Origin of the sequence: Glycomyces algeriensis, from assembly GCF_027622855.1 — a bacterium.
In the GTDB taxonomy this organism is placed as follows: Bacteria; Actinomycetota; Actinomycetes; order Mycobacteriales; family Micromonosporaceae; genus Glycomyces; species Glycomyces algeriensis.
Window position 1 is genome coordinate 18,676 of the sequence record NZ_JAPZVR010000021.1, and the last position, 12,058, is coordinate 30,733.

Annotated in this window: 11 protein-coding genes; 5 read left to right on the top strand and 6 right to left on the bottom strand. The window is 71.4% G+C overall.

All coding sequences use genetic code 11. The features are described 5' to 3' along the window. Nucleotides 1-14 precede the first annotated feature (14 nt). Nucleotides 15-770 carry an oxidoreductase gene (locus O2L52_RS23135; RefSeq protein WP_270118482.1) on the bottom strand — a complete coding sequence of 252 codons (756 nt, stop codon included), beginning with the start codon at nucleotides 768-770 and terminating at the stop codon, nucleotides 15-17. Between the two features lie 339 nt (nucleotides 771-1,109). Between O2L52_RS23135 and acs the strand changes: the two genes are divergently transcribed. Beyond that, nucleotides 1,110-3,068 (top strand): acetate--CoA ligase, encoded by a 1,959-nt coding sequence (gene acs, locus O2L52_RS23140; protein WP_270118483.1) that lies wholly within the window; start codon nucleotides 1,110-1,112, stop codon nucleotides 3,066-3,068. A gap of 181 nt (nucleotides 3,069-3,249) precedes the next feature. Here the strand turns inward: acs and O2L52_RS23145 are convergent, their stop codons facing one another. The 4 genes from O2L52_RS23145 to O2L52_RS23160 form a co-directional block, all read right to left on the bottom strand. Beyond that, entirely contained in the window at nucleotides 3,250-4,107 is an 858-nt protein-coding gene (locus O2L52_RS23145) for an arylamine N-acetyltransferase family protein (RefSeq protein ID WP_270118484.1), read from the bottom strand. Between the two features lie 77 nt (nucleotides 4,108-4,184). Continuing rightward, nucleotides 4,185-4,835, bottom strand: a complete 651-nt coding sequence (locus O2L52_RS23150) for a response regulator (RefSeq protein WP_270118485.1) — start codon at nucleotides 4,833-4,835, stop codon at nucleotides 4,185-4,187. After that, complete coding sequence (locus tag O2L52_RS23155) at nucleotides 4,832-5,980, bottom strand: sensor histidine kinase (RefSeq protein WP_373896999.1); 1,149 nt, start codon at nucleotides 5,978-5,980, stop codon at nucleotides 4,832-4,834. Before O2L52_RS23155 ends, O2L52_RS23150 begins: the two co-directional genes overlap by 4 nt. Beyond that, nucleotides 5,977-6,813 (bottom strand): CPBP family intramembrane glutamic endopeptidase, encoded by an 837-nt coding sequence (locus O2L52_RS23160; protein WP_270118488.1) that lies wholly within the window; start codon nucleotides 6,811-6,813, stop codon nucleotides 5,977-5,979. Before O2L52_RS23160 ends, O2L52_RS23155 begins: the two co-directional genes overlap by 4 nt. A 196-nt stretch (nucleotides 6,814-7,009) precedes the next feature. Between O2L52_RS23160 and O2L52_RS23165 the strand changes: the two genes are divergently transcribed. The 3 genes from O2L52_RS23165 to O2L52_RS23175 all read left to right on the top strand — a co-directional run bounded on the left by O2L52_RS23165 (nucleotide 7,010) and on the right by O2L52_RS23175 (nucleotide 10,885). Continuing rightward, a complete protein-coding gene (locus O2L52_RS23165; RefSeq protein ID WP_270118489.1) occupies nucleotides 7,010-8,146 on the top strand; it encodes an epoxide hydrolase family protein in 1,137 nt (378 codons plus the stop codon). 166 nt (nucleotides 8,147-8,312) lie between these two features. Next, nucleotides 8,313-9,767 (top strand): hypothetical protein, encoded by a 1,455-nt coding sequence (locus tag O2L52_RS23170; RefSeq protein WP_270118490.1) that lies wholly within the window; start codon nucleotides 8,313-8,315, stop codon nucleotides 9,765-9,767. Then, complete coding sequence (locus tag O2L52_RS23175) at nucleotides 9,755-10,885, top strand: ARPP-2 domain-containing protein (protein ID WP_270118491.1); 1,131 nt, start codon at nucleotides 9,755-9,757, stop codon at nucleotides 10,883-10,885. The genes O2L52_RS23170 and O2L52_RS23175 overlap by 13 nt, the downstream gene beginning before the upstream one ends. A 23-nt stretch (nucleotides 10,886-10,908) precedes the next feature. Here O2L52_RS23175 and O2L52_RS23180 read toward each other — a convergent pair whose 3' ends face one another. Beyond that, nucleotides 10,909-11,073 carry a hypothetical protein gene (locus O2L52_RS23180; protein ID WP_270118492.1) on the bottom strand — a complete coding sequence of 55 codons (165 nt, stop codon included), beginning with the start codon at nucleotides 11,071-11,073 and terminating at the stop codon, nucleotides 10,909-10,911. Between the two features lie 409 nt (nucleotides 11,074-11,482). On the opposite strand from O2L52_RS23180, the gene O2L52_RS23185 reads away from it, so the two are divergent. After that, on the top strand, nucleotides 11,483-11,962 hold the full coding sequence (locus O2L52_RS23185) for a sigma factor (RefSeq protein WP_270118493.1): 480 nt from the start codon (nucleotides 11,483-11,485) through the stop codon (nucleotides 11,960-11,962). The last annotated feature ends 96 nt before the right edge of the window (nucleotides 11,963-12,058 follow it).

The window sequence follows — 12,058 nt, forward strand, 5'->3', positions numbered from 1 at the left end:
CCGCCGACCGGCTCCTAGCCGGCGTCCTTCATCAGCTCGGTGCAGATCTGCAGGGTCTCGGCCGCACCCGCGGTGAGGGCCTTGCCGTAGTGCTTCAGCCACGACCGGACGCCGTCCGGCGTGCCCGTCGACCAGGCGCGCTGCGCGCCCACGTACTCGGGCGCGCGCTCGAGGTGGCCCGCGTCGACGGCGATGAGCAGGTTCGGGTCGAGCCCCTTGCTGGCCAGGGAGAGCCGGGCCGCGGCGCGGGCGACCACGTTGTTGGCCACGGGGAACGGACGCACCGCGAGCAGTTCGCCGTGCACGACCGCGGCGGCCATCGCGGCCGGGATCTCCTTGGTGGGGTTGGTGATCAGCGCGCACAGGGCGTTGATGCGGTTCATCCCCGACTCGTCCACCTCGATGCGGCCGGGTTCGAAGTCGACCCCGGCGTCGGGGAACTCCTTGGTAGCGAGGGTGTGCAGCTTCGCGAGCACGTAGCGGGGCGAGACGGGCCACATGGGGGCGAGGCCGGGCAGGGCCTCCACGACGCGCATGACGCCGCTGACGGCGGGGTCGTCGAAGTCCCGGTCGCGCAGGCGCTCCACGTCGCAGTCGTAGCCGTCGAGGGCCAGCGTCGCGGACGCGGAGTGCAGGGCCACTTCCGCCGCTACGAGCTCGTCGCCGCCGCGGAGGGCCTCGTGCCACAGCATCCGGTCCACGTTGGCTCTGGCGTTCTCAAGGGCGTCGGCGACCTCGGAGAGTTCGAGGAGAGGCGCGAGAGGATCCACGGGCGGAACCTTACCTTTTGGGCGGAGCGCGCAAACGGCGCACTGGGCGGGCTAGAGGACAGTCACAGGACGGTGCCGCGTCCAGGATCGTGCACCGGTCCGACGATACCTCCCGAATCGGTGCCGCAAGGCCCCCGTTGGGGGCCGCGGGAGGGCCCCGGGACCCTTCGCGGACCGCCCGCCGACCGCCTGCGGGCCGTTCGGCGAGGGTCGGTCCCAGATGCCGGTGCCGCGGCGGCCGCCCGTATTCGTGTCGGATTCGTCGCGCTAGTGTTGCCGGACATAGACCCGCCTCACAGTCGCGCAGTGGCGCGTAGATCTGTAAGGAGCGAAATACCCGTGGCATCAACCCCGCAAGAGACGCTTGCCAATCTGCTCTCGGAGGACCGGACGTTCCCGCCGTCCCCCGAGTTCGCCGCGCAGGCGAACGTCACCGCGGCCGCTTACGAGGAGGCCGCGGCCGACCGCCTGGCCTTCTGGGAGCACCAGGCCCGCCGGCTCGACTGGTCGAAGGACTGGGACCGGGTCCTGGACTGGGACAACCCCCCGTTCGCGAAGTGGTTCACCGGGGGCGAGCTGAACGTCGCGGCGAACTGCCTCGACCGGCACGTGGACGCCGGGCTCGGCGACCGGGTCGCGATCCACTTCGAGGGCGAGCCCGGCGACAGCCGCGCCGTCACGTACGCGGAACTGCTCGACGAGGTCAAGCGCGCCGCGAACACCCTCACGGACCTGGGCGTGGAGGCGGGCGACCGGGTCGTCATCTACATGCCGATGATCCCCGAGGCCGCCGTGGCGATGCTGGCGTGCGCGCGCATCGGCGCCCCGCACTCGGTGGTGTTCGGCGGGTTCAGCGTCGACGCGCTGTCCAGCCGCATCGACGACGCGGGCGCGAAGCTCGTGATCTGCGCCGACGGCGGCTTCCGCAAGGGCAAGCCTTTGGCGCTCAAGCCGACCGTGGACGCTTCGCTGGAGCGGTGCCCGTCGGTGGAGAAGGTCCTGGTGGTCACCCGCACCGGCCAGGAGGTCGAGTGGACCGACAAGGACGTCCGCTGGGAGGAGACCGTCGGGACGGCCTCCAACGAGCACGAGGCGCAGGCGTTCGACGCCGAGCACCCGCTGTTCATCCTGTACACGTCCGGGACCACGGGCAAGCCGAAGGGCATCCTGCACACCTCGGGCGGGTACCTGACGCAGGCGTCGTACACGCACCACGCGGTGTTCGACCTCAAGCCGGAGACCGACGTGTACTGGTGCACCGCCGACATCGGCTGGGTCACCGGGCACTCGTACATCGTCTACGGGCCCATGTCGAACGGCGCCACGCAGGTCATGTACGAGGGCACCCCTGACACTCCGCACACCGGGCGGCTGTGGGAGATCGTCGAGAAGTACAAGGTCACGACGCTCTACACCGCGCCGACCGCGATCCGCACGTTCATGAAGTGGGGCGACGACGTCCCGGCCCGGTACGACCTGTCGAGCCTGCGGCTCCTCGGGTCGGTCGGCGAGCCGATCAACCCCGAGGCGTGGGTCTGGTACCGCGAGCACATCGGCGGCGGCAGGTGCCCCGTCGTGGACACCTGGTGGCAGACGGAGACCGGCGCGATCATGGTCTCTCCGCTGCCGGGCGTCACCTCGACCAAGCCCGGCTCGGCCCAGCGGTCGCTACCGGGGATCAACGTGGACGTCGTCGACGAGAAGGCCGAGTCGGTGCCGGACGGCGGGGGCGGCTACCTCGCGATCCGCGAGCCGTGGCCGTCGATGCTGCGCACGATCTGGGGCGACGACGAGCGGTTCGTCGACACGTACTGGTCGCGGCTCGGCGGGCTGTACTTCGCCGGTGACGGCGCGAAGAAGGACGACGACGGCGACCTGTGGCTGCTCGGCCGCGTCGACGACATCATGCTCGTGAGCGGGCACAACATCTCCACCACCGAGGTCGAGAGCGCGCTGGTCAGCCACGACACCGTGGCCGAGGCGGCGGTCGTCGGGGCTTCGGACCCGGTGACGGGCCAGGGCATCGTCGCATTCGTGATCCTGCGCGGCGGGCGGGACTCGAGTCCCGAGCACCTCGCGGAGCTGCGCAAGCACGTCGCGACCACCTTGGGGCCCATCGCGAAGCCGCGGCAGGTGATCGTGGTCGCCGAGCTGCCGAAGACGCGCTCAGGCAAGATCATGCGCCGGCTGCTGCGCGACATCGCCGAGGACCGCGAGATCGGCGACGTGACCACGCTCGCCGACGACGCGGTGATGAGCCGCATCAAGGTCGGCCTGCAGAGCGACAAGGAAGACTAGGACAACGCCCGGAGGGGCGCGGGGGGGGGGGGGGCCCCCCCCCCCCCCCCCCGGCGGGGGGGGGGCCCGCGGGGGCGGGGGGGGGCGCCCCCCCCCCCCCCCCCCCCCCCCCCCCCCCCCCCCCGCCCCGCCCCCCCGCCCCCCCCCCCCCCCCCCCCCCCCCCCCCCCCCGCTGTCCGCGCTAGGTCTGTTCGGGCAGCTCGGTCAGGCGGCGTACCAGCAGGTCGGCCTCTTCGGGGTCGGTGCGGATGTCGAAGACGTCGGCGAGGAGTTTGGGGACCTCGTGCGGGCGGACCGTCTCCTTGGTCGCGGCCGCGCCGGGGCGTTCGGTCGTCCAGGTGAGTGCGTCGAGCGTGTCGTGCCGGTCGGTGCGCAGCCGCTGGACGAAGGGGCGCATGGCGAACGGGGAGCGTTCGTAGGAGGCCACGAAGTGGTTTCCGACCGCGAAGTCGACGGGGTACTGCGGGTTCTCGGTGAAGACCTGCCGGATCTCCCAGCCGTCGCGCGCGTGCGGCCTGTCCCCGCGCTGGTGCACGGCCCAGCCGGGCGAGCCGTGGGTGATCTCCTGCCATCGCAGGAGGTACGGCCACGGCCCCGATTCGCTCTTGGCGCCGTCGACGAGTTCGATGGGTTCCAAAGGGCTGGAACCGAAACCGACGTCGCTCAGCCAGCGCGAGCCGTCCGCCTCCACGATGAGCATCGCGTGCGTCTCCGGGCGCGACTGCTGCGGGTCCGCGCCCAGCTTCACCCGGCCGGCGACGGCGGTGAAGCGGAACCCGAGCGCCTCGAGCGCCGCGGCGAAGAGGGTGACGTGCTCGTAGCAGTAGCCGCCGCGGCCGCGGCGGATCAGCTTGTCCTGCAGTGAGGCAAGGTCGAGCCGGACCTTCTTGTACAGGAAGCTGTCGATCGTGTCCCATCGGACGTGGAGCACGTGCGCGCGCTGCAGGTCTCGGAGTATTGCCAGGGTCGGGGCGCGGTCGCCCTCGTATCCCAGGAAGCCGAGATACGCGTCAAGGTCGAGGTCCTCGCTGTTCCACATATGCGGGGCAACGCCCCGGCCGCGCTCCGCTATTCCGACTGTGTCGTTGCGAACTCGGCGGTCGACGGTGCTTCGGGTCAGGTGACCAGGCCGTGGCGGTGGGCGTAGACGACGGCTTGGACGCGGTCGCGGAGGCCGAGTTTGGTGAGGATGCGGGAGACGAAGGTCTTCACCGTTTCGGGACTGATGACCAGGGCCGCGGCGATCTCGCGGTTGGAGCGGCCGTCGGCGATGAGGCGCAGGACCTCCAGTTCCCTTGGGGTGAGCGGATTGTCGGGAGGCGTGTCGTCGGCGGGCCGGATGCGCGAGGCGTACTTGCCGACGAGGGCGCGGGTCACGCTCGGATCGAGCAGGGCCGCGCCGGTCGCGACGGTGCGGATCCCTTGCAGCAGTTGCGATGGCGGCGCATCCTTGAGGAGGAACCCGCTCGCTCCGGCGCGCAGGGCCTCGTAGACGTACTGGTCGAGGTTGAAGGTGGTGAGGACCAGGACCTTGACCGGGTCGTTCACCGCGTCTCCGGCGATTCGGCGAGTGGCCTCGATGCCGTCGAGCACCGGCATGCGCACGTCCATGAGCACGACGTCCGGGCGCAGGCGCGCGGCCAGGTCGACCGCGGCCTGCCCGTCGCCGCACTCGCCGGCCACCTCGAGGTCGGGCTGCGCGTCGATGATGGTGACGAGGCCGGTGCGGATGAGCATCTGGTCGTCGCAGACCAGGACCCGGATCATGACGGACTCCCTGCGGGGATGCGCGCCCGCACGGTGAACCCGCCGCCGGACCGCGGTCCCGCGTCGAAGTCGCCGCCGAGGAGGGCGACGCGCTCGCGCAGGCCGGCCAGGCCGCGCCCGCTCCCCGCCAGATTCGACGGGGCGGATCCCTCGGTGCTGACCTCCACGGTGATGTCGCCCGCGCGGTGGTGCACCCGTACCGAGGTGGGGCTGCTGCGGGCGTGCTTCACGGCGTTGGTGAGGGCTTCCTGGACGACCCGGTAGGCCACCAGGTCGGCGCTGCCGGTGTCGCTCGCGGGGGTGCCCTCCTCGGTGAACGCCACCGGCTGCCCGGCCAGCCGGGTCTGCTCCACCAGGGTGAGGAGCCGGCCGACCGGAGGCGTCTTGGGATCCGCGCCGTGCTCCGGATTGAGCAGGTCGAGCAGGTGCCGCAGATCGGTGGTGGCGCGCCGGCCCGTGTCGCCCACGGCCTGCAGCGCCTGGTCGAGGCGGTCGGGCGCGGCGGTCAGGTACCGGGCCGCCTCGGCCTGCACGACCATCGCCGTCACATGGTGGGCGACGACATCGTGCAGTTCGCGGGCGATATGGGTCCGCTCGGCGGCGCGGGTCGTCTCCGCGACGCGGCGGCGCTTCTCGGCCTCGGCCGCCCGCGTCGCGCGCAGCCAAGCCCCTGCGCCCCAGCAGGTGGCGAGCACGAGATAGAACGTCGCGAAGCCGCCCACCCCTTCGGTCGACCCGAGCTGGACGAGCCCGAACGCCAACCCGCCGTACGCGATCGAGAGGACGACCATGGCCGCACCCCGATACCGCTCCAGGTTCGCGCCGGCGCTCAGCAGGGCGAAGGCCAGGGCCGTGCTCGCCACCATGTGGTAGCGGCCGAGCGAGGCCAGGGCGAACCCGAGCGACACCAGCGCCAGGCAGACGCCCGGCCAGCGCCGCCGCACGGCGAGCGGGAGGCATTCGAGGGCGAGGATGCCGAGGCCGAACGCGTCGAGCGGCCGCCCGGGGAGGTCGCCGAGCTGCGTCTCGTGGCCGCGGAGCAGGGGCAGGAACGACGTGGCGGCGAACAGCAGGCCCAAGGGGAGGTCCCGGACCGTGACGTCGAGTCGCCGCCACAGCTCCGGGATCCGCCGGAGATCCATCACCGGGGCAGTGTAGCCGCGGCGCCGGCCCGCTCGGCGCGTCGGCGCGGGGGCACGATGTGCCCGCGCCGCTTGGCGATCCAGAGGAACACGACCATCAGGACGGTGCCGAAGCCCACCGCGTAGATGCTGCCCTCGGGGCCGAACGCGCCGCCGCTGACCAGGGTCGGGCCGGAGGTCGCGGCGTCGAGCAGGCCCTGCGGGGTGCCGTTGCCGGAGACCTCGGTGCTGAAGATCGCGGACGCCGCGATGTTCCATCCGAAGTGGAGGCCGATCGGCAGCCAGAGGCTGCGCGTGGCGATGTACGCGGCACCGAGCATCCCGCCGGCCTCGATCGCGATCGCGATCGCACCCCACAGGGTCGCGTTCGGGTTCACCAGGTGGATCAGGCCGAAGACGATGCTCGTGGACGCCAACGCGATCCACGTGCCGAAGCGCCCTTCGATGATGCGGAGCAGCACCCCGCGGAAGAGCAGCTCCTCCGTGACGGCCGCGGCGGCCATGAAGCCGATCAGCCCGATCGCCCCGCTGGGCGATCCGATGCCGTCCACTGTGTAGTGACCGAGGAACGCGATGTTCGCGATCACGGCCCCGAACATGGCGACGCCGAGCAACGTCCCGAGGCTTACCGCGCCGAACGCGCCCGGCCCGGCCAACTCGGCGACCTGGCGGCGTTCCGTGAGCTTCACGACCCACCGGTAAACGATCACCGCGAGCACGCTCGTGACGAGCCCGACGATCAGCACCAGCCACGGCCGCCCTTCGAGGACCACGGTCGCCTGACCGCCGACGAAGGTGACCACGCCGACGGCGAGCAGCTGCCAGACGAGTTTCATGACGATTCCTTCCGCAACGCCGCGGCGGGGGTGCCGCGGCTGCGCTGAACGCTACGGATCAGCGTGCCCCGCGCCGTCCCCGTGCAGTGGACACTTCCGTGTAGCTCGCATGGGGGACGAGCACCGTCAAACCGGTGGAAGACCCGCGTCCACTCTGATTGCATGGGACGCAGGAACGACCATCGAAAGGACCGCCGTGGACCCGATCGCCGACTTCGAGATCAACGTCCCGCAGGCCGCGCTCGACGACCTCCGCGAGCGCCTGCGCCTCACCCGCTGGCCCGCCGCGAGCCCCGAACCGGGCTGGGCCTCCGGCGTCCCGGTCCTCTACCTGCGCCGCCTCGCCGACTACTGGCTGCACGACTACGACTGGCGCGTCCACGAAGCCGCATTGAACGCCTTCCCGCAGGGCCTCACCGAGATCGACGGGCAGCGCGTGCACTTCCTCCACGTGCGGTCCCCCGAACCCGGCGCGCTCCCGCTCGTGGTCACTCACGGGTGGCCCGGCTCGATCGTCGAGTTCACGCGGATCATCGGGCCGCTCACCGATCCCCGCGCGCACGGCGGCGATCCCGCCGACGCGTTCCACGTGGTGGCGCCGTCCATGCCCGGCTTCGGCTTCTCCACACCGCTGTCCGCACCCGACTGGGACCACGCCCGCATCGCCCGCGCCTGGCTCACCCTGATGGACCGGCTCGGCTACGACCGCTTCGGCGCGCACGGCGGCGACACCGGCTCGAAGGTCTCCCCGGCCATCGGCCGCCTCGCACCCGACCGGGTCGTCGGCGTCCACATCAACGGCGGCCTCGAAATCCCCACGGTCGACGACCCCGACCTTGACAGTGCCGAACTCGCCCGGCTCGAGAGCGTCCGGGACCTGGTCCGCCACGGCACCGGCTACGCCGACCTCCAGTCGACCAAGCCGCAGACGCTCGCCTACGCGCTCAACGACTCTCCCGTGGGCCAGCTCGCCTGGATCATCGACAAGTTCAAGGACTGGACGGACCCGGCGGCCGAACTCCCGGAGCAGGCCGTCGACGTCGACCAGCTGCTCACCAACGTGACCCTCTACTGGCTCACCGGAACCGGCGCGAGCTCGGCCCACCAGTACCGGGCCGTGCGCGACGAACCGGACGAGGGCGGCCCCTCCGGCGTGCCGACCGGTGTCGCCGTGTTCCCGAACGACCCGGCGATCCGCCGCCTCCTCGAACGCCGCCACCGCATCGTGCACTGGACCGAGTTCGACCGCGGCAGCCACTTCGCGGCGATGGAGGCCCCCGACCTCCTCGTCGATGACCTCCGGAACTGCTTCCGCCCCTTGCGAAAGCAATGAGGCGGATCCCTATTCGATGGCGGCGCATGGTGCACCGCCAGTAAGGTGAGGGGTGCCGACCGCGGGACTCGGGTGCGACTCCCGGATCCGTTTCTTAAGCGCCATTTCGCCTTCGTGCCTCTCATTCCCCGGTCGGCGCCCTCACCCCTCGAACCCTCGGAACCCCATGGAACTCCTCGCCGACCGCGCCGCCGCCGAAGACGTGCTGCTGTTCGTCAACGCCGCGATCGCCGCCACCGGCCAGCGCGAGTTCCACTCCGACGGCGACGCGCAGCAGTGGTCCATGGAGTTCCTCCACGAGTACATGCTCGTCAACTACCGCGACCTGTACGCCGCCACGCTCACCCTCGGCGTCAACGACCGCAACGCCGCCGCGATCATCCTGCGGCTCCTGCAGACCGGACGCGACGCGAGCCCCGCGCAGCGGCACGTCGAGGGCCGCCTGATCGCCAAAGCGCTCACAGAACTCCCGACGCACCGGGTCTACCACCTGTTCACGGCCCTGCGGAAGGCCCGGGTCAACAACCGCCGGACCCGCGCGATCATCCGCGAATGGCTCGTCGCACGCCCGGACCCGGCGTTCGAGGCCGTCAAGTACCGGTCCGCGTTCCTTAGCGCGGTGCGCCACGCGCACTTGAAGATCGAGGACCTGCCGGGGGAGGAGCTGGACGCGTTCCTGTTCGGCTGGCATTCAGCGGGGCGCTTCGCCACGCCGCTGTTCGAGACCTGGCGGCGCGCCCACTTCGACCGGCGGGCCGTGTTCGAACTGCCGTACACCATCGCCGAAGGCTTCGCCGCCGGCCACCGCATCACCCGCGCCGAGTTCCTGGAGAAGATCGCCCCGCAGCTCACCCGCAACGAGCGGCTGCGGCTCCAGCGGTCCGCCGCGTGGACGGGCGCCCTCGGCGTGGTCGCCGACGCCGTGGACCTCTCGCGGATGCCGCTGACCCGCCTCGCCGCGTACGTCCTGGCACTGCCGGTGGAAGAGCGCGAGCAGCGGCGCCTGGAACTGACCGACGCGCTCCGCGCGGCGGCGCTGCGCGTCGCCGGACTGCGGGCCGGCACGTGGGGCCGGGTCGCGGCGGTGCTCGACGACAGCTATTCGGCGAGCGGCTCGAGCGAGAAGCGGCGGCGCCCTCTCGTCGTCGCGCTGGCCGCGCACTTCCTGCTGCGCGAACTCGCCTCCGACTACCGTCCATTGTGGCTCTCGGGTGACGAGGATCCGCTCATGGCCCGCGCCCGGGGCGTCACCGCACTCGGGGAGCGCCTCCTCGACGGGCTCGAGACGCGCCCGGACCTGCTGGTCGTGGTCTCGGACGGTTGGGACAACGCACCGGTCGGCATGGCCGCAGCGGTGCTGCGCGTCTGGGGGGAGCGGCTCGATCCCGAGGGCAAGACCGCTGTGGCCCACCTGAACCCGGTGTTCGACGCGGCCGGACTGCAAGTGCGCCGCCTCGCGCCGACCACCCCCACGGTCGGGATCCGCGACGCCGAGGACCTGCCCGAGCTCGTCGCCTTCGCCCGCTTCGCCACCGGCCGCACCGGGATCGCGGAACTGCGGGCCCACATCGATTCGCGGGTGGAACACTGGCTTTCGGAGGAGACGCCTTGCACCGCTTGACCTTCGACGGCCTGCAGGTCCGCCCCGGCCAAGTGTGGGGCGGGATCCGACTCGTACCGCTCGTCCGCGACGAGCCGATCACGTCGCTCCGGCTGCACCCCAGCGGGTTCCCCGGCGGCGACTCGTACGACGCATACGCCCCGAGCTGCTGCTATGAGCCGCACGGCCTGATCGCCGAATGGACCGCGGACGGCACCGCCGTGCCCGCTCTCGGCACCGCACTGCGCATGCCCGCCAGGACGATGCGCAAGTCGCTGCGGCCCGAGACGAAGCTGCAGCAGCGCACCCGCGTGCACTTCGTGCCGCACCAGACCGCGCTGGAGGCGTTCCTGCCGCTCACCTTCCGGGTCCCGTCGGTCGCCTGGAGCGAATGGTCGACGCACGCGTTCCGCCGCGGCGCGCCGCGCCAGGAGGATCCGCAGTACCTCGGCTACGACGTCGAAGGGCTCGCCGATGCCCTGCGCGTCTTCGAGATCCACCCCGGGCAGTGCGGGGTGCTGGTGTACGTCGCCGACGCGCTCGCCTCGGCCGTCGTGACCCCGCACCCGGACGACTACCGGGCGCTGCACCCGAGCCTCGTCGAGGACGGGTTCGGCGAGCTCATCTGGCGGTACGCGCACCTGTACGGCGAGAGCCCGGATTTCCGCCCGCACCTTGACGAAAGCGCGATCGACACCATCGCCGACCTGCGTGCGGCGATCAATGCCGCGCAGCGGGAGTGGAGCGAGTTCCACCAGGAGGTCATGGCGGCCGGGCTCCTCGACGCCGAGTACGTCTTCACCGAGGACTACCGAATGGAGCAGTTCACGCTCCGCAGGTTCCGGCCGCACTTCGTGCCGGGCCGCGAAACCCATGTGGGCGAGGCCATCACGGACGCCGACGGACGGCTGGCCTACCTGCGCACTTTCCGCCTCTCCGAGACCCAGGCCCGCCGGGGACGGCTCCTGCAGACCCTCACGGACCACGACTGGAACCTCGAGGCCGCGGCCGCGGGCATGGACCTCGTGGTCCCCGCGCTGGTCGCGCGTATCGACGCGGCCGGCTACGGCGGCCTCTTCCGGCAGGACGTCCTCGACCGCTTCCGGTCCCTGAACCGAACGAACGGACAGCGCCGTTAGGCGCTGTCCGTTCAGGGCTCAGCTCAGAACGCGGCGTCGAACGTGGGGGCCGCGAATGCCGTCAGGGCGAACGCGGCGGCCAGCAGGCCGAGGCCCACACCGCGGCTGCGGCGGGACGGCATCGGCAGTGCTGCGGCGACGAGCAGCAGGATCGCGATCAGATAGAACAGGGCTTGGAATACGGCCATGATGGACTCCAATGCTATGGGCGGAAGGCCGGGGTAGCGCTCGCCTCTTCAGTTGCCTTGCGAGCGTCGGCCTCTCTTGATCGTACGACCAGAATGGATGGATATCTACCACTGATTTCAGGTTTAAAACCCGTCTGAGCTGGAACGGTTCTCGCCGCCAGTTGCACAGTTGGCAGATCCGCCTTCGCACATGTACCGTGGCGCCACATACCAACTGCAGCAGACGAAAGCGCGTCAGAGGAAAACCAGGCGCAAGGGAGCCGGCCCATTCGATCCGGTTCACCGTCACGGTTTCTCCTTCTCGGCTCGGCTTCTCGATCGACCCGCCGCCGCATTCGCGGTGCCGGAGCGGCGAGAGGACCGAGACGGGGGGAGAAGCACCGCTGACGGTGCGGACAAGGATCCCCGAATGACAGCACCCGCCGGCCCGACCCGCGATCGAGCCCCCGACGAGTTCCACCGCCTGCTCCCGCTCTTCGGCGAGCTCGCCCGGCTCGCCGAAGACGACCCCGAGCGGCGGCGCTGCCGCGAACGCCTGATCACCGGGCACCTGCCGGTCGTCGAGGAAGTCGTACGGCGGTACGCGGAGGTGCAGCGCAGTGAACTGCTGGAGGTCGGCGTCACCGCCCTCATCCACGCGATCGACCGCTTCGACCCGGACGCCGACGGCGACTTCCCGGGGTTCGCCGTCCCCGTCATCGTCGGCGAAGTTCGCCGCTACGTTCGCGATGTCATGTGGCCCAAGCGCACACCATCGACCGTTGAGGTGGACGGCACGGCACCCCGCCCGCCGCATGCGGCCGATGTCGCGTCCCGCCTGGAAGTCGACGAGACCGACGTGACCGAAGCCATCGCGGCATGGGAAGCGCGGCTCCCCCAGGACGAGTGAAGGCGAACGCAGCGCGGTGGGGGGGGGGCCCCCCGGCCCCCCCCCCCCCCCCCCCGGGGGGGGGGGGCCCCCCGACACACCAGTGGGAGCCGCACC

Bases quoted from the DNA above. Each gene is read 5' to 3' on its own strand.
- O2L52_RS23145 (WP_270118484.1), bottom strand. From the start codon at position 4,107: ATGTGGAACAGCGAGGACCTCGACCTTGACGCGTATCTCGGCTTCCTG.
- O2L52_RS23150 (WP_270118485.1), bottom strand. From the start codon at position 4,835: ATGATCCGGGTCCTGGTCTGCGACGACCAGATGCTCATCCGCACCGGC.
- O2L52_RS23160 (WP_270118488.1), bottom strand. From the start codon at position 6,813: ATGAAACTCGTCTGGCAGCTGCTCGCCGTCGGCGTGGTCACCTTCGTC.
- O2L52_RS23170 (WP_270118490.1), top strand. From the start codon at position 8,313: ATGGAACTCCTCGCCGACCGCGCCGCCGCCGAAGACGTGCTGCTGTTC.
- O2L52_RS23180 (WP_270118492.1), bottom strand. From the start codon at position 11,073: ATGGCCGTATTCCAAGCCCTGTTCTATCTGATCGCGATCCTGCTGCTC.
- O2L52_RS23185 (WP_270118493.1), top strand. From the start codon at position 11,483: ATGACAGCACCCGCCGGCCCGACCCGCGATCGAGCCCCCGACGAGTTC.